18 protein-coding genes are annotated in these 20,074 nt (G+C 66.2%); 2 read left to right on the top strand and 16 right to left on the bottom strand.

What is annotated here, in order from left to right; translation table 11 throughout:
• Window positions 1-28 precede the first annotated feature (28 nt).
• The 13 genes from AC1RQC_RS21070 to AC1RQC_RS21130 form a co-directional block, all read right to left on the bottom strand.
• Window positions 29-811, bottom strand: a complete 783-nt coding sequence (locus tag AC1RQC_RS21070; RefSeq protein ID WP_492884461.1) for a lipoyl protein ligase domain-containing protein — start codon at window positions 809-811, stop codon at window positions 29-31.
• Window positions 808-1,545 carry a 2-oxo acid dehydrogenase subunit E2 gene (locus tag AC1RQC_RS21075; protein ID WP_492884463.1) on the bottom strand — a complete coding sequence of 246 codons (738 nt, stop codon included), beginning with the start codon at window positions 1,543-1,545 and terminating at the stop codon, window positions 808-810. Before AC1RQC_RS21075 ends, AC1RQC_RS21070 begins: the two co-directional genes overlap by 4 nt.
• Window positions 1,542-1,793: a lipoyl domain-containing protein gene (locus tag AC1RQC_RS21080; RefSeq protein ID WP_276264419.1), complete on the bottom strand. Its 252-nt coding sequence runs from the start codon at window positions 1,791-1,793 to the stop codon at window positions 1,542-1,544. Before AC1RQC_RS21080 ends, AC1RQC_RS21075 begins: the two co-directional genes overlap by 4 nt.
• Entirely contained in the window at window positions 1,790-2,863 is a 1,074-nt protein-coding gene (locus tag AC1RQC_RS21085; RefSeq protein ID WP_492810046.1) for an alpha-ketoacid dehydrogenase subunit beta, read from the bottom strand. Before AC1RQC_RS21085 ends, AC1RQC_RS21080 begins: the two co-directional genes overlap by 4 nt.
• A gap of 13 nt (window positions 2,864-2,876) precedes the next feature.
• Window positions 2,877-3,905: a thiamine pyrophosphate-dependent dehydrogenase E1 component subunit alpha gene (locus AC1RQC_RS21090; RefSeq protein WP_492373721.1), complete on the bottom strand. Its 1,029-nt coding sequence runs from the start codon at window positions 3,903-3,905 to the stop codon at window positions 2,877-2,879.
• A 308-nt stretch (window positions 3,906-4,213) separates the two neighbouring features.
• Window positions 4,214-5,362 carry a hypothetical protein gene (locus AC1RQC_RS21095; protein ID WP_492827308.1) on the bottom strand — a complete coding sequence of 383 codons (1,149 nt, stop codon included), beginning with the start codon at window positions 5,360-5,362 and terminating at the stop codon, window positions 4,214-4,216.
• A 184-nt stretch (window positions 5,363-5,546) separates the two neighbouring features.
• Complete coding sequence (locus tag AC1RQC_RS21100) at window positions 5,547-6,620, bottom strand: 2,3-butanediol dehydrogenase (RefSeq protein ID WP_416050472.1); 1,074 nt, start codon at window positions 6,618-6,620, stop codon at window positions 5,547-5,549.
• A 344-nt stretch (window positions 6,621-6,964) separates the two neighbouring features.
• Entirely contained in the window at window positions 6,965-8,998 is a 2,034-nt protein-coding gene (locus tag AC1RQC_RS21105) for a sigma-54-dependent Fis family transcriptional regulator (RefSeq protein WP_492373719.1), read from the bottom strand.
• A 263-nt stretch (window positions 8,999-9,261) separates the two neighbouring features.
• Window positions 9,262-9,975, bottom strand: a complete 714-nt coding sequence (locus AC1RQC_RS21110; protein ID WP_492373718.1) for an orotate phosphoribosyltransferase — start codon at window positions 9,973-9,975, stop codon at window positions 9,262-9,264.
• A 56-nt stretch (window positions 9,976-10,031) separates the two neighbouring features.
• Complete coding sequence (locus tag AC1RQC_RS21115; RefSeq protein WP_492884466.1) at window positions 10,032-11,285, bottom strand: hydantoinase/carbamoylase family amidase; 1,254 nt, start codon at window positions 11,283-11,285, stop codon at window positions 10,032-10,034.
• A 73-nt stretch (window positions 11,286-11,358) separates the two neighbouring features.
• A complete protein-coding gene (locus tag AC1RQC_RS21120; RefSeq protein WP_492884468.1) occupies window positions 11,359-12,309 on the bottom strand; it encodes a dihydroorotate dehydrogenase in 951 nt (316 codons plus the stop codon).
• Window positions 12,302-13,150, bottom strand: coding sequence for a dihydroorotate dehydrogenase electron transfer subunit (locus AC1RQC_RS21125; protein ID WP_492827298.1), 849 nt, complete (start codon window positions 13,148-13,150; stop codon window positions 12,302-12,304). The genes AC1RQC_RS21120 and AC1RQC_RS21125 overlap by 8 nt, the downstream gene beginning before the upstream one ends.
• Window positions 13,151-13,203: 53 nt before the next feature.
• Window positions 13,204-14,475, bottom strand: a complete 1,272-nt coding sequence (locus AC1RQC_RS21130) for an MFS transporter (RefSeq protein ID WP_492884470.1) — start codon at window positions 14,473-14,475, stop codon at window positions 13,204-13,206.
• A gap of 431 nt (window positions 14,476-14,906) precedes the next feature.
• On the opposite strand from AC1RQC_RS21130, the gene AC1RQC_RS21135 reads away from it, so the two are divergent.
• Entirely contained in the window at window positions 14,907-15,605 is a 699-nt protein-coding gene (locus AC1RQC_RS21135) for a TetR/AcrR family transcriptional regulator (RefSeq protein ID WP_477132673.1), read from the top strand.
• A gap of 66 nt (window positions 15,606-15,671) precedes the next feature.
• On the opposite strand, the gene AC1RQC_RS21140 is transcribed toward AC1RQC_RS21135, so the two are convergent.
• The 3 genes from AC1RQC_RS21140 to AC1RQC_RS21150 form a co-directional block, all read right to left on the bottom strand.
• Window positions 15,672-17,093: a carotenoid oxygenase family protein gene (locus AC1RQC_RS21140; RefSeq protein WP_492884472.1), complete on the bottom strand. Its 1,422-nt coding sequence runs from the start codon at window positions 17,091-17,093 to the stop codon at window positions 15,672-15,674.
• A gap of 240 nt (window positions 17,094-17,333) precedes the next feature.
• A complete protein-coding gene (gene mug, locus AC1RQC_RS21145) occupies window positions 17,334-17,927 on the bottom strand; it encodes a G/U mismatch-specific DNA glycosylase (protein ID WP_492810066.1) in 594 nt (197 codons plus the stop codon).
• 13 nt (window positions 17,928-17,940) lie between these two features.
• Window positions 17,941-18,930, bottom strand: a complete 990-nt coding sequence (locus tag AC1RQC_RS21150) for an SLAC1 anion channel family protein (RefSeq protein WP_492810068.1) — start codon at window positions 18,928-18,930, stop codon at window positions 17,941-17,943.
• A gap of 174 nt (window positions 18,931-19,104) precedes the next feature.
• Between AC1RQC_RS21150 and AC1RQC_RS21155 the strand changes: the two genes are divergently transcribed.
• Complete coding sequence (locus AC1RQC_RS21155) at window positions 19,105-20,013, top strand: LysR family transcriptional regulator (RefSeq protein ID WP_492373709.1); 909 nt, start codon at window positions 19,105-19,107, stop codon at window positions 20,011-20,013.
• The last annotated feature ends 61 nt before the right edge of the window (window positions 20,014-20,074 follow it).

Here is a 20,074-nt window from a genome sequence, read left to right on the forward strand (position 1 = left end):
GTCGCGGCTTGTCGGGGCGGCGCCCCGTTCAGCACGGGCTGGGCACGGCGCGCAGCGCGCCGCAGGCCGGTGCCGGGCGCGCCCTGGGGAGGGGTTGGCCGGGTTCGGCGCGCTCGCCAAGCACGTCGATCAGCATGTGGTGCAGCCGTTCGGCCAGCACCGTGGCCATGAGCGGCGCGCCCAGTTGCTCTGCACAGGACGTGGTGCAGGCGCGCAGGCGGTCGGCATCGGCGGGATCGCCGCCGAGCGCGCCGCACAGCAGCGGCCATTCGGGCGGCGCAATCAGAGTGCCCGAGGTCAGCAGCACGCCGGTACGCCGTCGCACCTGTGCCAGGCCGACGATCTTGCGCTGGCCCACCACGACTTCCCAGGGCGAGAGCCCGCCGAAGCAGGCCCACTTCAGCGCATCCGCCGGCGGGGCCAGCCGCGCTTCCTCCGGCGGCACCGCATAGGCCGCGATGCCGAGGTCCCGCAGCAGCCCGGCGTGCAGCACGCCCAGCCAGCGGTAGCTCGACACCGTACCGGTGCCGACCAGGGCGTGGCCCGCCGGCAGCACGATCGAGGCTGACAGCATCCACGGGCCGGTCAGCACGGCGCCGCCGCCCGAATCCCGCTGCGCAAACGGGGTGGTGCAGCCTGCCAGGCGCTCGCGCAGGGACGCCTGCGCGCAGCCCAGCACGATGCCCGGCGCGGCGTAGGTCCACAGGCGCACGGCCGGGCGCAGCACCGGCTCCGCCAGGCGGGCCCGGTTCCAGGCTTGCTCTTCGGCGCAGCTCGCGCCGCTGGCGAGGAAGGCGGGGGCGAGCATCATAGGCCTTCCACGGTTTCCAGCCGCGTCTTGAGGTCGGTCAGGAAGCGCGCTGCCGGATAGCCGTCCACCGCGCGGTGGTCGAAGACCAGGTGCAGGCCCATCATTGGCGCCACCGCGATCCAGTCGTCCTTGACCACGGCCCGCTTGGCCACCCGCGTCACGCCGAGGATGGCGGCCTGCGGCACATTGAGGATGGGGGTGAAGCTGTCGATGCCGGTCGAGCCCAGGTTGGTCACGGTGAAGGTGCCGCGCTGGTAGGCGCCGGCCGGCAGCGTGCCGGCGCGCGCGCCGGCGGCCAGGGCGCGGCTCTCGGCAGCGATCTGCGCCACCGACCTGGTGTCCACGTCGCGCAGCACCGGCACCATCAGGCCTTCGTCAAGGCTGACCGCGAGGCCGAGGTTGATGTTCGGCATCAGCTCGATCTCCTTCTCCAGCACGCGCGCGTTCAGGCGCGGGTGCTGGCGCAGGGTCAGCGCCACGGCGCGCAGCACGAAGGCTGTGAGCGTGATCTTGCATTCGGGCCCCAGGTTCTGCTGCATGGTGTGGCGCGCCAGTTCCAGCAGGGTCACGTCCACCTCGACCGAGTGCGCCACGCGCGGCACGGCCCAGCCCGCGCTCATATTGCGCGCGATGGCGCCACGCATGCCCGTCAGCGGCACAGTGACACGCTCGGCGGCGCAGGCCGCCGCCGTAGCCGGCGGGCCGCTCAGGACGCAAGCAAGGCTGTGACTCATGATCTCGGCTCCAGCCGGGCCAGCACGGCGCCGCGCCCGAAGGTGTCCTGCGCCGCCACTGCCAGTGCGGCGACGATGCCGTCGGCGGGCGCGACGATCTCATGCGTGGTCTTGACCAGCTCGGCCACGCCCAGCGGCTGGCCCGCGCTGACCGCGTCACCGGGCTTGACCAGCCACTCCTGCAACAGGGCTTCGGTGCCGTCTTCCACGTCCTGCCAGACGGTGTCGGCCATCGTTACGTCGGTCATGCTGCTTCTCGCTTCAATTGATAGGAAAGAGGACGGTCCTGCACCAGGGCGCGCACCTGCGCGGCAATGGTGTCGACCTGCGGAATCACGTATTGCTCGAGCGGGCGCGAGAAGGGGATGGGCACGTCGGGCACGGCCAGGCGCCGCACCGGCGCGCGCAGCGCCACGCTATCGAGGTTCTCCGCCACGATCGCGGCGATCTCGCCGGACAGGCCGAAGCTCAGGTAATCCTCGTCCGCCACCAGCAGGCGGCCGGTCTTGGCGACCGAGCGCAGTACCGTCTCGCGGTCGAGCGGGACGATGGTGCGCAGGTCGATCACTTCCACGTCGATGCCCTCGGCCGCCAGTTGCTCGGCGGCCAGCAGCGATTTCTGCACCATCTGCGAGAGCGTGACGATGGTCGCGTCGCGGCCGCTGCGCGCCACCCGCGCCTGGCCGAAGGGAATGGCGTAGGCCTCCTCGGGGACGGCGTTGGTGCTGCCCTCGAAGTAGGACATCCACGACAAGCCCATGATGCCCTTGTGGTAGCAGAACACCACCGGGTTGTCGTCGCGGATGGCCTGGATCATCAGGCCCTTGGCGTCGTAGGCGTTGGACGGCACCACCACCTTCATGCCCGGCATGTGGGCAAAGCTGGCGTACAGGCATTGCGAATGCTGGGCGGCATCGTTGTAGCCGCCGCCGATGCCGGTCATCACCACCGCCGGCAGGCCCACGCGCCCGCCGGACATATAGGTGTTCTTGGCGAGATGGTTGTAGATCTGGTCGAAGCACACCCCGAAGAAATCCACGAACATCAGTTCCGCGATCGGGCGCAGCCCTTGCGCGGCGGCGCCGATGGCCGCGCCCATGAAGGCGGTTTCCGAGATCGGCGTATCCATGATGCGATCGGGCCCGAAGCGGTCCAGCAAGCCGGTGGTGGCGCTGAAGATGCCGCCGTACTTGCCGATATCCTCGCCCATCACGAAGACGCGCGAGTCGCGCTCCATTTCCTGGCCGATGGCTTCGGCGATGGCCTGGGCCATGGTGAGCGTGCGCGTGCCCTGGGGCGCGCTTTGTGCGGTTTGCATGCGGGTCTCCTGTTTATGCTGGTGCGAGGTCTTGCTGGACGAAGACGTGTTGCAGCGCTTCTGCGGGCGCGGGGTAGGGGCTGTTGCGGCCAAATTCATAAGCGGCCTCGATGCGGGCCGAGATGGTCTGGCGCAAGGCGGCTTCGGCGGCGTCGTCGAGCAGGCCGCTGGCGCGCAGCGTGGCGCCCAGGGCGTGGATCGGATCGGCGCTGCGCAGGGTCTTGGCTTCGTCGCGCGGGCGGTAGGTTTCCGGGTCGCCCTGGAAGTGGCCGAGATAGCGGTCGGTCTTGACTTCGATCAGCGTGGGGCCTTCGCCGCGCCGCGCCCGCGCCACGGCCTCGCCGGCGGCGTGGTACACCGCGACGGCGTCGTTGTGATCCACCAGCACGCCCGGCATGCCATAGCCGGCGGCGCGCACGTCATTGGAAGGCACCGAGGTGGAGGCGGACTTCTCCACCGAGATGCCGTACTTGTTGTCCTCGCAGACGAACACCACCGGCAGCTTCCACAGCGCTGCCAGGTTGAGCGATTCATGGAACGAGCCCTGGTTGGCCGCGCCTTCGCCGAAGAAGGACACGGCTACCCAGTCCTTGCCCAGCTTGCGCGCCGCCAGCGCGGCGCCGCAGGCCTGCGGCGAACTCGCGCCGACGATGCCGCTGCAGGAGAACTTGGTTTCGGGATGGAACAGGTGCATATGGCCGCCCTTGCCGCGCCCGAGCCCGGTGGCCTTGCCGAACATCTCGGCGGTCATGGCATCGAGCGGCACGCCCTTGGCGATGGCGAAGTGGTGCGAGCGGTGCGCGCCGACCACGGTGTCCTCCGGCCGCAAGTGCGCGCATACGCCCACCGCCACCGGCTCCTGCCCGGCTGCGAGATGCATCTCGCCGGGCACGGGGCCGGCGCCGATGTCGAAGGCCAGGCCTTTCTGGATCTTCGGCGGCAGCTTGCCTTCGAGGTAGACCTTGGCCATGGTCTCTTCGTATTGCCGGATCTCGATCATCTTCTCGTACATCCACAGAAGATGGCTTGGGGTGGGTTCCATTCGGGGTCTCCTCTTGCTTTCGTTTCAGCGGCCGGCTGCGGTGCCGGACCAGCCTGAATTGCAAGAGTGGTGCCAGCGCGGGCGGGAAGCTCCGCGCCCGGCCCGCGGCTTCCCGCCAGGCCTTGCCGGAGGCCGGATACGCGTGGGGAGGGCCGGCCTGGCGCCAGGCCCGCGGCAGGCATCTGTCGCGCCGGGCGGCGAGACAGATGTCGCATCGGGCGGGACATCTGTCGCCGTCGGAGGCGGCTTTTCCGCAGGCAAGGCGCGCGAGGGGGGCGGAGTGCCGGCCAAGCCTTGCGGCAGGCAGATCAGCCGTTCTTCTTCGAAAGACCGTAGAACTCGAAATAGACGGCGTAGATCAGCATGACGTAGTTGAGCAGGTCGACCCAGGTAAGCGGATCGCCGCCAAAGCCGGGGACGATCTCCGCTTCATGCAGCACGGCGCCGGCAAACCATCGCGTATAGGCAAAAAAGGAGATCAGTCCAAGGCCCCAGCAGGATGCCGCGCGTATGGCCCGGTTCGTGCCGGCACCGAACCGGGTCGGCCAGTTGCCGGCAACGTTGGCCCAGAAGATCAGCCAGAAGGCAATCCATACGCCTAGCTGCGCGGGCCAGCTTGGAAGCATCGCGCCGATTTTTTCAACGGCGCCGGGCGGGATGAGGACCCATCTGAGCAACGCCAGATGCACGGCATAGAGCGCAGTGCCCAGCAAGAAGTTGCCGGCCAGCGCGGCGAGCGCCATATGGCTTTTCCGGGCCAGCCTGTTCCACGGCCAGTTGTCGAAGATCAGGAATGTCGTCAGCCACGCCACGATGACGGAATAGAACCAGCCGATCGCCACCGGCAACGGCAGCAGGGTCGCATGCGGCGCGGTGGTGGCCGATACGCTGGGATAGATAAGCAGGAAATAGCCCAGGCCCGTGAGGCAACAGCCGGCGGCGATTTGAGCAAGGCCGCTAGCCGCGGGGCTCAGGCCGCTGTCGGACCATGGCCATCCGGCCATGCCTGTCGCCAGTATGCCGAAGCCGTAGAAGCCGATCAGCACGATCAGGCCGGCCGCGCCGTAGCCGGCGCCGTTGATGGCGCTGAATGCCGGATCCAGTGCGCCGTAGCCATGGACCAGCGCGGCGGGCACGGCGAAGGAGAGCGCCAGCGTCACGACCGTGGCGGCGCAGCCGCGCACGGGCTGCTTCAGCGCCGAGAATCCCGCCATGCCGAAGTTGAAGCCGATGAAGACCAGCACCAGGATGCCCCAGAAGAGGTACATGCCAAATGGCTGGGGGGCGTATTTCCAGACGGCCTGGGCGGGGTCGGCGAACAGGCGCCATACGCCAAGGCTGATGCCGTGCACGATCAGGAAGACGGCCACGGAGAATGCCAATGGCCGCAGCGCTAATCCGGCAGGCGCGAGCGCTGGTGTGTCTTGAGCTTCGATATGGGGGCTGAGGGGTTCCATGACCGGCATGTCCAGTACGATGAAGGCCCGGCACGCGAGGCGCGCGCTGGCCGCTGCGCGACGCTGCATCGCGCGAGGCCCGCATGCCGGTGGGATGGGAGGGTGGCCGCGTTGGTCAACGCGGCGCGTTGGAATGAGCGGCCGTCAAGCCGTCAAGCCGTTAAGTCGTCAAGCTGTCCGGCGCTCAGGCCGCCAGGCTGGCAACCGGCTGGACGATGATCTTGACGTTGCCATCCTTGTTGTTGACGAGTTCTTCGAAGCCGTGCGACACAATGTCGGCGAGGGAGATCCGCCCGGTGATGAGCGGCTGCACGTCGATGCGGCCATCGGCGATAAAGCGGATCACGTCGGCGAATTCGCCGTTATAGGCGAGCGATCCGATGATTTCCTTCTCCGTCGATACGATCTCGAAGAAATTGAACGCGCTGGGCTCTTCGAAGATGCCCACCATCACGCATTTCCCGGCCTTGCGGATCACGTCGATGGCAAGCTTCGCCGTGGCCTTGTTGCCGATGCACTCGAAGGACACATCCGCGCCATAGCCGCCGGTCAGCGCCTTGACCTCCGCGATCGCGTCGCATTCCTTGGGATCGATGACGACGTTGGCGCCAACCTCCAGCGCCTTCTTCTTGCGCGCCGACGACATTTCGAGCGCGATGATGCGGCCTGCGCCCGCCGCCTTCGCACACATGATCGTGCACAGGCCGATGGTGCCGGCGCCGACCACCACAACCGTCTGGCCGACGATGTTGCCGGCTTTCTTCACGGCATGCAGCCCTACCGCCAGCGGTTCGATCAGTGCCCCCGCCTCGGTGGGGAAGTTCTCCGGCAGCTTGTAGAGCAGCTCCGCCGGCACGTTGACGTATTCCGCGAATGCGCCGTTGTTCATCAGGCCGGTGAATGCGAGACTCTCGCAGATGTTGTACAGGCCATGGGTGCAGTAATAGCATTTTCCGCAATGCTGGCAGGCATCCGCGGTGACGCGTTCGCCGACCTTGAAACCGGTCACGCCTGCGCCCAGTTCCGCGATCTCGCCACTGAACTCGTGGCCCAGAATGCACTGCCCCTTCAGTCCGGTGAGCGGGTGGGGATGGTCCACCGGGATAAAGACCGGGCCCGCGACATATTCATGCAGGTCCGACCCGCAGATGCCGCACCAATGCACGCGGATCTTTACCCATCCTTCGGCGGGCTTGTCCGGAACGCGTACCTCCTCGACGCGGACATCGTGGCGACCCCGCCATACGGCGGCCTTCATGCTGGGCTGATGCACCGAACCTTCGTTGCTCACGGTTGTGTCTCCATCGTAGTTGTGGGGAATCGACGAAGGACCATGCGGGTGCCGCGGATCAGTGTGTGGCGTGGCCTTCGTGCAGGAAGGAAATCGCATGAACCATGCCAGAGAGGACGGCGGACGAGGGCGGATGCCGAAGGTGCTGCGCGCGCTGCGGCGCAGCGTGGGCAGGGCGCAGGCGCAGGCAGGGTGAAGCGTGGGCCGCGCGGGGTTATTGCTGCGATACAGCACGACGCCGGCGAGGGCCCGGCAAGCTACGGCGCGGCCCGCGTGAGACGGCCCGGCTCGATCCGGTGAGACACCGTGCCTCAGTCCGCCTCGTCCGCCTGAGACCAGGGCACCGACGCCGGCAAGGACGCCGAACCCGGGTAGACAATGCCGTATCTGGCCATCTTGCGGTAGATGGTCGCGCGGCTCATGCCCAGTGCCTTGGCGGTTTCCTTGACGCGCCAGTGGTGGCAGGCGAGCATCTGCGCGATGTGCTCCCGTTCGAGAAGCTCGCCGGGGCGCAGGCCGGCACTATCGGATGCCTGCGCGGTGACTGGCGGGCTCGCGGGCTGCGGCGCCGCTGGTGCGGCATCGGCCGGGCAGCGCAGATAGTCGGGAAGATCTTCGGCAACAATGACGCCTTGGGCCGCGGCCAGCGCGCATGCGTACCGTAATGCCATGCGCAGTTGCCGTACGTTGCCGGGCCAGCGATAGCGGCGGATGCATGCCATTGCCTCCTCGGACAGCGCGGACCGGGTGCCGTGCGCCTGGGCTTCATCCGCCAGGAAGAAGTCGACGAGCTCGCCAAGGTCGGTGCGATCGCGCAGGGGAGGCAGCCGGAACACGGCGCCAGTCAGGCGATAGTAGAGGTCTTCCCGGAAGGTGCCTTCGGAGACCATGCGCGCAAGGTCCCTGTGGGTGGCGCAGATCAGGTTGATATCGACCCGCACCGATTGCTCGGAGCCCAGCGGCACCAGCTCGTTCTCAGCCAGCACGCGGAGTAGCCGAGTCTGCAGCGGCAAAGCCATGTCGCCGATCTCGTCCAGGAACAAAGTGCCTGCGTGCGCCTGGAGTATCTTTCCCTTGAGCCCCTTGCGCTTTGCGCCGGTGAACGCGCCTTCCGCGTAGCCGAACAGCTCGCTTTCGATCAGCGTATCCGGGATGGCCGCACAGTTGACGGCGACAAACGGCTGCGACGCGCGCAGCGAACCACGATGCACGGCGAGCGCGAACGCCTCCTTGCCTGTTCCCGTCTCGCCTTGCAGCAGCACGGGAATACGCCGGTCGATGATCTGGAGCGCGCGGGCGAGATGCGACGAGACCTGTGGGTCGCCGGTGACCAGACGATCGCTGGCGATGGCACGGGCCGCGGGCTCGGCGTGGCCGGTGGCCGGGTGTCCCGGCGACAGCGATAGCGTGCGCAAGGCTTGGCGTGGCGGGCGAAGTCTCGCGAAAAAGCGGTCCCCGCCACGGGTCAGGCGCAACGGGAACATCTCCAGGCCGCTGTTCAGGTCGATGACCTGTCCGGCATTGAGATCGAACAGATGCTGGACGTTCGCCGGAATCGCGGTGTATAGCGTGCTCAGCATGCTCCTTGTCTGCCGGTTCATCGATGCAATGTTTCCGGCATCGTCGAACGCAATCAGCAGTTCGGGGTGCAGGCTCAGGTAGTCCTGGCTGCGGTGCAGGTACAGGGTCCACAGGTGGCCGGTATCGTGGAGCAGGTAAGCGTTCTCGATCATCTCCGCCGCCTGGCATACCCAGGCGTAGATCAGTTCCTGCGAATCCCGGTTTTCACTGTTTCGCACGGCCGATACGTCCAGCACGCCGGTGAGTTCGCCGGCTGGCGAGATAATGGGTGCGGCGGTACAGGTCAGGCAGGTGAACGCTGCCCTGAAGTGATCCTCGGTGTGGACGGTGATGGGTTCCTTGTCGGCCAGCACGCAGGCCACCCCGCTGGTTCCCTCGGCGTCCTCCGTGAAATAGCGGCCGTGATACAGGCCGTGCTGCCGGTATTCCTTGCGGCGGTCTTCCTGCCCACGAAAATCGATCAGGGCGCCGTCGGCGTCGGCCACCAGCACGCAATAGCCCGCCTTGCCGACGACGCCGTGCAAGCGCTCCACCACCGGGCTCGAGAAGCGCAGCAGGGCCTCGGCGCGATTGCGCCTGTCTTTCAGCTCCGTCGCACTGATGACGCGCGGGCCGGACGTATTTCCCGGATCCAGCTGAAAGGTATTGAGCGAGCGGGTCCAGGAGCGAAACAGGCGCGCCTGCGCCGCCGCTTCATGGAATGACGCATTGTCGACCACGGATGAAACGCGTCGTGCGTGTTGCAGTGCATATGATTGCGTCATGCCAGCTTCCTCAACATGCGTCACTCCAATGGCAAGGTGCGTCAGCGTTCGATAGGTCGACGTGGCTGCGTTGTATGCCACTATCTCGCGGCACCGGTCAGCGTGCCGCGTCTTTTTAGCACATCCCGAACCGGCGCTCACATTGCAGTGCAGCACGGGAGGCGCGCCAGACGCGATTCGTACCTTGCGCAAGGCGGGACCCGAATCTCTCCCAGCGCCTTCCTTGGCGCCGACGAATCCGGCAACCAGATCCCGCTTGCGCGTTACGCCTTGCAGGGCAATGTCGTCGTTGCCGTCTCGCCCGGCCCGATGCCGCCGTGGTCCCGCGACCATCGGGCCGGGTCGGCCAGAAAGCGCTGCAGTTCGTCAATGCCGCGGCTGTCCACGTTGCCGCTGTCACGCGCGGCTTGCAGGATGTCCTGCCAGTTCGCGAGGGAATGGATCCTGGCCTGCCACGGGGCGAGGATGCGCTCGGTGGGGAACGTGCCGTAGTCGAACACCACGAAGATGTCTGTCACCACGGCGCCGGCGGCTGCCAGCGCCTCGCAAAAGATCCGCTTGGAGCGCGCGGCGGCCATCATGTCGTCCACCAGCAGCACGCGGTCGCCGGCGTTGACGGCCCCCTCGATCTGCGAGGCGGGCCCCAGCCCCTTGGCTTCCTTGCGCACATAGAGCAGCGGGAGCGCCAGGGCATCGGCCATCCAGGCGCCAAATGCGATGCCGCTCGATTCGGCGCCGACCACGGCATCGATGCCGTCGATCCGGTTGCGTTCCCGCAGCAGCGTCAAGCCGCGCTGGATCAGCGCCTTGCGCAGTGCCGGAAACGAGATCAGCCGGCGGCAGTCGATATAGACCGGGCTGGCCCAGCCGGAGGGCAGCCGGAACGGCTCGTCCGTGCGGAATTTCACGCAGCCGGCATCCAGCAGGGCCTGGCCTACCGACAAGGACAGGTCGGGTTGAGGGCGTAGTTGAGACATGCAGGGCTTCAGTGCTTTTGTGCTTCAGTGCTTCAGTGTTTGTGCTCGGCCGCGGCTCAGAGGCTCGCGATGGTGTCGTCCAGCACCTGCACGCCAAGCAGGAAATCATCGATGTCCATGGCCTCGTGCGGGTTGTGCGAGCCGTGCTCGTTGCGCACGAAGAGCATGCCGGTGGGGATGCCGGCGTTGGCGAACAGCGATGCATCGTGCCCGGCGCCGCTCGGCACCTGCTCAACCGGGAGGTCACGTTGCCGGCATGCCTGCGTGAGCCGTTCGGAGACCCTGCCGTCCATGGTGGCCGGGGCCGATTCGATGCGGCGGTCGAACTCGAACCGCACGCCGCGGTCGCGCGAGATGGCCTTGCATTCCGTGCGCAGCAGTTGATAGAAGCCTTCCAGCGTTTCCACGCTCTTGCTGCGCGCCTCGAAGCTGAAATTCACCATGCCGGGGATGCGGGAGATCGAATGCGCCTCCGGGCTGGTGCTGACCACGCCAGTGGTGACGACCAGGTCGATGCCGCGCTCCAGCAGCACGCGCCAGTGCTCGTCCAGCCGCGTGATCAGGTCGGCCACGGCAAACATGGCGTCCTTGCGCAGCCACCGTGGCACCGCGCCGGAGTGGCCTGCCTCGCCGATGCACTGGATCCGGTTGTGCCGCACATTGCCGCGGATGCCGGGCACCACCGCCACCGGCAAGCCGCGCGCGACCATCACCGGGCCTTGCTCGATATGCAGTTCCAGGTAGGCATGGACCTTGGCTTTGTCGAGCAGCGGCGCCTGCGCGCGGATCGCCTCGACATCGGCGCCGGCGGCTGTCATGCAGGCCGCCAGCGACTCGCCGGAATGCCGGTGCGCCAGCGCCAGGTCGTCGTCGCTGAGCTTGCCCAGCAGCGCGCCCGAACCCATGTACGCCTTGCCGAACCAGGCACTTTCCTCGCCCCGGAAGCCCACCACCTGCAGCGGCACGCGCGAGTGCTGGCCGGACTGCTTTTGCCGGAGCTGGCAGAGCAGGCCAGCGACGATTCCCGCCAGCCCGTCGAAGTTGCCGCCTTGCGGGACGGAGTCCAGGTGGGAGCCGACCCACGTAGCGGGCACTCCCGCGTCGGCTTGCGGCAGGCGGAAGACGAGATTGGCGGCGCGGTCGGCCTGCGCTTGCAGGCCGTGGCGCAGCGCGAAGTCCCGCAGGTAGGCCGCCGCCGCGGTCTCGCCCGCGCCGTAGCTGTCGCGGGTCACGCCAACGCCATCGGACGACAGCTCGCGTATGTCCTTGAAGAGCTGTTCGGCGACCGGCTTGAGTTCCAGAATTTCCATGGCACGTTTGTTGATCGTTGCAGTGACGCGCCGGCGGCATGCGCCGGCGCGAGCGGTCTTTTGCGGATGGCGCTCAGCCGGATTGCTGCGCGAAGCGCAGCCAGCGGTCGCTTAAGTGCGGGTCGAGCCGGACCTGGCCCACCAGGTCGCGCAGCGCCCCGGTGCCGGTTTCCTGGCAATAGTCCTGCAGCCCGTCGATGATCTTTTGCATGACGCCGGGGTCCCGGAAGGACGCCGTGCCGACCTGGACGGCGGCGGCGCCGGCGAGCATGAACTCGACGGCATCCTCGGCGTTCTGGATGCCGCCGCAGCCGATGATGGGGATGCGCACGGCGCGATGGCACTGGTGCACCAGCCGCAGGGCAATCGGCTTGATGGCCGGGCCGGACAGGCCGCCCATGACATTGCCCAGCTTGGGCTTGCGGGTACGCACGTCGATGGCCATGCCCAGCACCGTGTTGCCCATGACGATGGCGTCGGCGCCGGCGTCTTCCGCCGCCCGGGCCACGGCCGCGATGTGGCTGGCGTTGGGCGTGAGCTTGACCCAGACGGGGTGGCGCGTGCGCCGGCGGATGGCGCAGACCGCCTTGTAGGTGGTCTCGGGCAGCATGGCGAAGGCCATGCCGTCGGCTTCCAGGTTGGGGCACGAGATATTGGCCTCGATGGCGGCAACCTCGGGCAAGGACATCTGCTCGCACGCCAGGGCGAACGCCTCGGCGGTATCGGCGGAGATCGACACCACCACCGGCGTGTTGTAGCGCGTGTAAGGCGGCAGCACGCATTCGCGGTAATAGTCGAGCCCCTTGCTCGGGATGCCGATGGCGTTCAGCATGCCGCCATAGGCCTCGGCTACCCGTGGCGTGGGGTTGCCGGCCCGGGAGCTGGGGGAGACGCTCTTGATCACCAGCGCGCCAAGCTGGTTGAGGTCCAGCGCTTCGCGGTACTCGATGGCGAAGCAGCCGGAGGCGGGCATGACCGGGTTGCGCAGCGTCAAGTCGCCAACCCGAGCGGTGAGATCAGCCAAACTCCACCTCCCCGACCACTTCACGAATGGAAAACACCGGGCCTTCCCGGCAGACCCGCAGGAATTGCTTGTCGCCATCGCAATCGAACAGCCGCACGCAGGACAGGCACACGCCCATGCCGCAGGCCATGCGCTGCTCCATGGCGACTTCGCCCACCACCTCGGGATGGTCGGCCAGCACGCGCTGCAGCAGCATCAGCAGGCGGTGCGAGCCGCAGGTGTAGACCGCATCCGGGCGCTGCTGCCCGATCAGGCCGCGCATGAGTACCTCCGTGGCCTCCACCGACGAGGAGCCATCGGCATCGAACACGCTATGCACTTGGGCGTTGGCCCCGCGCAGGAATTCGTGCTCCATCAGATCGTCGCGGGTGCGGGCCGACATCACCGCGGTAATGGCGGCGCCAGCTTCGGCAGCCTGCTGGATCAGCGGCGCCATGGTGGCCAGGCCCACGCCGCGCGCCACCACCAGGATCCGCTTGAAATCCGGCCTGAAGGTGAAGGTGTTGCCGAGCGGGCCGACGATCTCCATGTGGCCATCCACCGGCAGGCTGGCCATGGCGCGCGTGCCCACGCCGGTCACGTTGTAGAGGAACTCGATGCGGCCGGCTTCCGGCCCCGCGCCATAGACGCTCATGGGGCGCAGCAGGAACGGCTGTTCCGTGTCGGTGGTGGGGCAGCGCAGCTGGTAGAACTGCCCGGGCTTCGTGATCCTGGCAATGGGCGCATCCGCTTCGAGGCGGATGTGCTTGTAGCGCTGGTTGACCCACGAATGTTCGACCACGCGGCAGCGATAGGACGCTACCGCGGCGGTGCTGTCCGGGCTGCACAAGGTTGCAGGCATGATGACTCCTGAGTCCTGACTAATGCGGTACGGGGCGATGCAATGCGCGCCGCTTATTCCAGCTCGACGCCCTTGAGCTCGGGGATGAGGAAGATCGTGGCGATCATGTCCAGCACGTAGATGCTGGCCAACAGGGCAATGGCCACCTGGAAGGAATAGGCTGCGGCAAGGGCCCCGACCACGATGGGCCCGAAGCCGCCCACGCCACGCCCGATGTTGAACAGGACGTTTTGCGCGGTGGCGCGCGCCGCGGTGGGATAGGCTTCCGAGATCAGCGCGCCGTAGCCGCCGATCATGCCGTTGACGAACAGGCCCATGACCGCGCCGGCCCAGAGCATGGTGACGGGGTCGGACATCTGCGCATACGCGATCACCATCGCCACCGCGCCAGCCTGGAAGATCAGGAAGCTGGGCTTGCGCCCGATGCGGTCGGCCAGTTGGCCAAACACGTAGACGCCGACCATCATCCCCACGATGGTGACCGAGGTCCACATGGCGGACTTGGTCAGCGAGAAGCCCAGGGCTTTGGACAAATAGGTCGGCAGCCAGATCATGATGCCGTAGTAGCCAAAGTTCTGGACCGAGCACAGGATCACGATGCCGAGGCTGGTCCGCGTGGTGCGGCCATCGGCCACCAGCAGCTTGAATGCGCTCGGCTTGTTCTTGTCCTGGGCCTTGTCCTGGGCCTCGGCATGGCGCACGAACACTTCCGGCTCATGCAGCCGGTTGCGCACGAACCAGGCCACCAGCGCTGGCACCACGCCCAGCAGGAACATGCCGCGCCAGCCGATATGCGGCAGCAGCAGCGGCGTCAGCAAGGACGCCAGCAGCACGCCGCTCTGCCAGCCCAGCGCCACGTACGACGACACCCGCGCGCGCTTGCTGGCGGGCCAGGCTTCCGCGGCCAGCGCCATGCCGATGCCGAACTCGCCACCCAGGCCGATGCCGGCGATGGTGCGGTAGGCCAGCAAATCCCAGAAGCCCTGTGCGAACGCACACAGGCCGGTGAAGACCGCAAACAGCACAATGGTCCAGGTGAGCACGCGCACGCGCCCGTAACGATCGCTCAGCGCGCCGAAGAGGATGCCGCCGGCAACCGCGCCGATCAGCGTCCACGTCACCAGGGCACCGGACTGTCCGGTGCTCAGGCTCAAGGCCACGCTGATGGCGGGCAGCATGAAACCGAGGATGAGCAGGTCGAACCCATCCATCGCGTAACCGATGGCCGAGCCGGCCAGCGCCTTCCAGGCGTAGGGCGAGGCCCGGTCGGTTCGTAGGGGCGGGGCGTCGGACGTGGGGACCGATGCGCGAGCGTTGGCTTCCATGGGGCGTTCCTCTGTGCCTTTGTTGAGCATGTGCGCCGGCCGGCGGGCTGTGTCGTCGACGGGTAGCGCCTTCTGGTTCACTTGTTGCGCGGGTTAGCGCTGCTGCCGGCTGGCCCGGGTTGCGGGACACCGCAGGCAAGCCAAAATATGTCTCAATTTGTAGACTGCATGGAGAAAAAATAACCGGATGGATCGGGCTGCAGGCACTACGCTGCAAATATCCTTTGCCATTCGGCATCTATCTTATTTTTTAGATTACACGTGAGAAATCGTGTTTGCAAGGGGTTTTTAGGGGCCTGGCGGCACGCAGATTTGTGGCCAGTGGGCACCCCGCGCTGGTCCGCAGCAGCCGTGGCGGCACAATTGTCTAATTATTGAGAAAACCGTGGGCATCCATGCCGCGGTGCAGGCATTTGATAAACTCCGCTTCCATGAAAAAACCAGCAACAGCACGCGGCGACGCCCCGGTAAAGCAGGGCCAGTCCCAAGGTGGAACCACCAAGCCGGAAGGGCAATGGCACCATGGCGACCTGCGCGCTTCGCTGATCGCGTGGGGCACCCATCTGCTCGATACCGAGGGGATCGCGGGCATGAGCATGCGCACGGCAGCCAAGCTGGCTGGGGTCTCGCCGGGCGCGCCGGCCTATCACTTCAAGGACAGGAACGGGCTGCTGGCCGCCATCGCGGCCCAGGCGTTTCGCGACCTGGTGGCGTATCGCCGACAGAGCGTGGAGAACATCGACCCTGCCGATGCGGCAGGGCGGCTGCGGGCGATCATGCTCGCCTACGTGGCGTTCGCCCAGGCGCATCCCGCGCGGTTTCACCTGATGTTCGGGCCGGAGATCGCGGACCGGGAGCAGTATCCGGAGCTGGCGGAGGCGGGCGCTGCCTCGTTCCAGGTGCTGCGCAGCGCCATCGGGCCCGTACTGCAGGCGCCAGGCGTCGGCGAGCTCAGCGAGGAACAACTGGCTTTCTCCGTGTGGGCCGCCACCCACGGCCTGGCCACGCTGACCATCGACCGCCGCCGCCTGCCTGTGGCCTCCACGCACAAGCCCACGGCCGAGCAGATGGCCGATGTTGTCGTGCAGTTCTGCCTGGCGGCGTTGCGGGGATCGGCAACGCCGCGCTAGGCCGGGGGCCTTGCCCGGTCAGTCCACCAGCACCTTGCGCTGCGTGCATCGCAGCATGCATCCGCCTCAGTCGGCGGGACGCCAGTTGCCATGGAAGCCGGCGGGCACGCGATGCGACAGGTGCACCAGCGCCACCGGCCCCTGCGCCAGCGCCTGCGCGTTGAAGATGGCCATATCGCTGCGGTTCTCCGCGGCGCGCCAGATCACGGACAGCAGCCAGCCGTCGCCCTCGTCGGCATCCGCATGGCGCGGGACAAACACGGGTTCGCCGCATTTGTCGCCGGCCGGCGGCTGGTACTGCGCGACCTGCCCGGTGGCCAAGTCGATATGCGCCAGGCCGCTGCGCAGGCTGTCGCCTTTGGTGGAGGCGGAGATATCGCCGCTGCAGTAATAGCCGTGCCGGTAGGGCAGCATGGCAAAGCGCTCGTCCAGGCGCGGAAACTCGCCCGGCGTATCGCATAGCGGCTGCTCGCGATACGCGCCGGATTTCCCCGCCAGGTCGAAGGTCCAGCGCACCAGGCTGGCCACGGGTGCGCCGTTGGAGAGTGGGCGTCCGTCCGGCCCGGGGAACAGCGGCGGCACGTCGTACTTCATCATGTCGCAGACGATGCCGCCGTGCGGCGCGTCGAAGGCGTTCATCGGATGGAAGACGTAGCACGGATCGCCGGTGAACCAGCGCACGTCCGCCGCGGTGCCGTCGCGCGGCAGGATGCCGATGTGCGTGCCTTTGTCCGGCTCCCACGCATAGGCCGGCTGGCCGTTGGTGGCGCGCTCCATCGACCCCGTCAGCGGGAAGATGGGAAACAGGATGTGGGTGCGCGTCACCACGAAGTCATGGACCATGCTCGGGAACGGCGCGACGATATGCACGGAGCGCAGCAGCTTGCCCTGGCTGTCTGCCACATGCAGCATCAGGTCCGGTGTGAACGGGCCGCGGGCCCCATAGCCGAAGAAGACCATTTCGCCGTTGACCGGGTCGATCTTGGGGTGCGCGGTCATCGGCCCGGAAAATTTCTCATCGAAGGTCTGGTAGCCGCGCGGCGCCAGTGATACCGGGTCCACTTCGAATGGCATATGCGCTTCTTCCAGCGCCAGCAGGCGTCCGCCATGCCAGACCACGTTGGTATTGGCCACGGTGGAGTTCAGCTCAAGCAGCCTGGGGTCCGTCAGGTGCCGGCTTGCCAGCGAGCCCGACAAGCCTTCGCCGTTCTCGTTTTCCATGACCCATTTCGGTGTGCGGATCCAGCGGTTGCGGTAGGACACGCGGCCCTTCTCGAAATGAAACGCGTGCAGCATGCCATCGCCCGAGAACCAATGATATTTGCCGCGCGGCGCGAACTGCGGATTCGGCCCGTTGCGGTAATAGCTGCCGCGCAGCCCGGCGGGCACTTCGCCGGTGACCGGCAGGTTGGGCGCGTCGCACTCGGCGTGCAGCGGCGCGAAGTAGCCGGACAAATAGGGCTCGTTGGTGGGGAAGGCGATGGCCATGGGTGCTGTCTCCGATCTGTTGGTTTTGCGTCGCGCCTGCCAGGCGGCGCGATCGATCCTTTTTTAACTATGCAGTGATCAGTTGTGGACTCTAGCAGGCGAACCATGACGCTGCAAGGAGGTTTTACGCGAGTGGAGGGGGACGGCAGTTGGCGGCACGCGGCGGCCGCGTGGTGGGGAGCAAGGGGGCGAGACGGCCACCGCGACCCCGAGGTTTTCCGCTGTCCTGTGTTTTGCGGTCTATCGCGCAAACAAGGCTTTCGGCGAGGCATGCGCAAGGTACAACGCGCTATAAGCCCCAACGAGGTCATCGAGGCTGAACGAGCGGTTCAACCCGCTCGGATTTGGAAGGATCCACACAGTCGACCCACCCAACATCGCATTCTGGCGTCCCCATAAGACCTGCCGCTGACCTGAAATGGCTGCGTATGCGGCCTTCCCCAGGAAGGCGATACAGGTGGGGCGGTGAAGTTCGATTTTCTTCAGCAACGCCGATGTCGATGCATGAAATTCATGCGGTGAAAGCTGATCGGCCCGCGCGGTAGGCCGGGCAACGGCCGTTGTCAATCCGCATCGATGGGCGAGCAGGTCCCGGTCGTTTTCGGGGCGTATCAGCACTGGCGTGAAACCCGCCAGATGCAAGACTCGCCAAAAGCGGTTGCCATGGCCTTCAAAGTGGTGGCCGCTTGCCGCCGCTCTCATGCCGGGATTGATGCCACAAAAAACGACTGCCAAACCTTCCGATATCACGTCCGGTAGCGGTGGCGGTGGCGGTGGCGACGGCGCACCGCCTGTCGGGTCGGAGAATATGCGCGGGTCCTGAACTTCGGTCATGTCGGTTGCCGTTTCAACCGCCGAGCAGCTTACCGTTCAGGAGGATGTGCAGCGTTTTGACAAAGAGAACCCCAATCGCGAGGGTCAGCATGGCGAGCAGGATGATGGCAATCGCCTTCACGGGCCAGGCCTGGACGAACATCGCGTATTTCAGCGAGGCAATCGCCAGCGCTGCCATTGGAAAGCTGATTGCCCACCAACCCGAAGCGAACGGCATTCCCCTGCGAAACACCTTGGGTGCGAGCGTGAGGAATACAAAGAGACCGAAGTAGAACAGCAACCCGGAGAAGGTGTCGACCTGCTGCGTAAAGTTCGTGTAGGCAAGAAAGCCCACTTCGAACGGCGCCATCAGGATCAGCAGGGAAGGGACCATGCTGGCGGGCAGCGGCTCGTGGTGAATCATGCGCGACATGATCATCGTAAAGAACAAGAGGGCAATCATCGTTCCCACGGCCAGCGCGAACAAGTTGACTTCATGCGCCCACGGCATTGGCATGGTCCCGCCGGCAACGGCGATATCCAATGTGGCCACACCCGGGATGAACCAGGCGGGAACGGCGTGCGCAGCGTCGATCTTTCCCCGCAGCAGCCGGCCCGCAATCGCGAAGCAGAGCGCAAGCGTGAAAATGGTACCCACCGTCCACATGACTTCGGCAAGCGTCTGGCTCAGTGGCGCAACGACCGAGGAAAGCAGCAGGATAGCGATCGTGATCGTGCCGAAGAAATTGCCGGCGACGGGATGCCGGTACTCGGCGACGACCGCCTCAGGATGTTTGAGCGCCTTGACGAGATAGCCCGCGCCGAGCACGACGAACACCACCAAGGCGAGGATGCCGGCTGCATCGGAGATCAGCGGACTCACCCCGAACTCGTGGCTGGCCTGGCGCCACGCAATGGACAGTCCGGCAATGCCCATGACCGACGCAAACAGGTTGACGGGCAAATTTCTGATCGAAGCGGTTGTCCGCAAGGACTGCGGATGGGGACTCGAAAGCGTTGACACAGCACATTCTCCAGATTCTTGGGGACCTGAGACGTGGCGGCCCAGAGCAGCCAATCGAGAAGCCTCAAATCGTTCGCCGCCTCGTTTGTCGGGGAGGTGCGGCCGATACTATGCTCTTCCACGCATAAAGATAATCTGCCATTATTGAGAATCATCCTCCCAAAAACTGAGAACATGGCCGATCGCTTCGAATCCATGTCGATCCTGGTGGCCGTGGTCGAAGCAGGCAGTTTTTCTGCTGCGGCGCGCCAACTCAAGATGCCGCTCGCAACGGTGAGCCGCAAGGTCGCAGACCTGGAGTCGCACCTGAATACGCGACTCCTGCATCGCTCCACCCGACAGCTTTCCCTCACCGAAGCCGGGCAAGCATATGTTGCCGCATGCCGGCGCATTCTCGAGGAAGTGGGGGAGGCGGAGCGTGCAGCTTCGGGGGAGTATGCGGCGCCCAAAGGCGAGATCGTCATCACCGCACCCCTGGTCTTCGGACGCCTGCACGTTTTGCCCGTGGTCGCGGATTTCCTTAAGACTTATCCGGACATCGATGTGCGGATGGTGCTGACCGACCGCGTGGTGCCGCTTCTTGAAGAGCACGTCGATGTCGCATTGCGGGTTGCCGAACTGCCCGACAGCAGTTTCGTCGCGGCACGGATTGGCACGGTGCGCCGGGTGGTGTGCGCAAGCCCGGCCTACTTCGCCGAACACGGCATGCCGACGAACCCCATCGAGCTCACCGCGCATGCATGCATCACGTTCGAACGGATGACATCCCGGCAGGTTTGGACCTTCATGTCGGGCAAGTCGGAGATCGCGGTGCCAGTCCGTTCGCGGCTTGCCGTCAGCACTGCCGAAGCCGCGGTCGATGCGGCAGTGGCCGGCGTCGGGATCACGCGCGTGGTGTCTTATCAGATGGCGAGCGCGTTGCGCGCCGGCGCGCTCAAGATCGTGCTCGCACCGTTCGAGCCGGCGCCGTGGCCCATCAGCCTTGTTCACACCGGACAGGGCATCCTGCCGCTGAAGCTGCGCGCTTTCCTTGATTTCGCCGCGCCGCGCTTGAAGGCTCGGGTGGTGGAGGTCGAAGTCTGACGTTTGCAGGCCGAGGGTGCGAGCGTCGCTAGTGGGGAAGAGACGGCTGGGTAGCAGCGGA

It is taken from the genome of Cupriavidus sp. GW822-FHT03E04, from assembly GCF_058801495.1.

What these genes read in the sequence shown, in the direction of transcription:
- AC1RQC_RS21085 (WP_492810046.1), bottom strand. Translation starts at nt 2,863, where the DNA reads ATGCAAACCGCACAAAGCGCGCCCCAGGGCACGCGCACGCTCACCATG.
- AC1RQC_RS21090 (WP_492373721.1), bottom strand. Translation starts at nt 3,905, where the DNA reads ATGGAACCCACCCCAAGCCATCTTCTGTGGATGTACGAGAAGATGATC.
- AC1RQC_RS21140 (WP_492884472.1), bottom strand. Translation starts at nt 17,093, where the DNA reads ATGGCCATCGCCTTCCCCACCAACGAGCCCTATTTGTCCGGCTACTTC.
- AC1RQC_RS21115 (WP_492884466.1), bottom strand. Translation starts at nt 11,285, where the DNA reads ATGGAAATTCTGGAACTCAAGCCGGTCGCCGAACAGCTCTTCAAGGAC.
- AC1RQC_RS21135 (WP_477132673.1), top strand. Translation starts at nt 14,907, where the DNA reads ATGAAAAAACCAGCAACAGCACGCGGCGACGCCCCGGTAAAGCAGGGC.
- AC1RQC_RS21155 (WP_492373709.1), top strand. Translation starts at nt 19,105, where the DNA reads ATGGCCGATCGCTTCGAATCCATGTCGATCCTGGTGGCCGTGGTCGAA.
- mug (WP_492810066.1), bottom strand. Translation starts at nt 17,927, where the DNA reads ATGACCGAAGTTCAGGACCCGCGCATATTCTCCGACCCGACAGGCGGT.
- AC1RQC_RS21095 (WP_492827308.1), bottom strand. Translation starts at nt 5,362, where the DNA reads ATGGAACCCCTCAGCCCCCATATCGAAGCTCAAGACACACCAGCGCTC.
- AC1RQC_RS21110 (WP_492373718.1), bottom strand. Translation starts at nt 9,975, where the DNA reads ATGTCTCAACTACGCCCTCAACCCGACCTGTCCTTGTCGGTAGGCCAG.
- AC1RQC_RS21105 (WP_492373719.1), bottom strand. Translation starts at nt 8,998, where the DNA reads ATGACGCAATCATATGCACTGCAACACGCACGACGCGTTTCATCCGTG.
- AC1RQC_RS21125 (WP_492827298.1), bottom strand. Translation starts at nt 13,150, where the DNA reads ATGCCTGCAACCTTGTGCAGCCCGGACAGCACCGCCGCGGTAGCGTCC.
- AC1RQC_RS21080 (WP_276264419.1), bottom strand. Translation starts at nt 1,793, where the DNA reads ATGACCGACGTAACGATGGCCGACACCGTCTGGCAGGACGTGGAAGAC.
- AC1RQC_RS21130 (WP_492884470.1), bottom strand. Translation starts at nt 14,475, where the DNA reads ATGGAAGCCAACGCTCGCGCATCGGTCCCCACGTCCGACGCCCCGCCC.
- AC1RQC_RS21100 (WP_416050472.1), bottom strand. Translation starts at nt 6,620, where the DNA reads ATGAAGGCCGCCGTATGGCGGGGTCGCCACGATGTCCGCGTCGAGGAG.
- AC1RQC_RS21070 (WP_492884461.1), bottom strand. Translation starts at nt 811, where the DNA reads ATGATGCTCGCCCCCGCCTTCCTCGCCAGCGGCGCGAGCTGCGCCGAA.
- AC1RQC_RS21075 (WP_492884463.1), bottom strand. Translation starts at nt 1,545, where the DNA reads ATGAGTCACAGCCTTGCTTGCGTCCTGAGCGGCCCGCCGGCTACGGCG.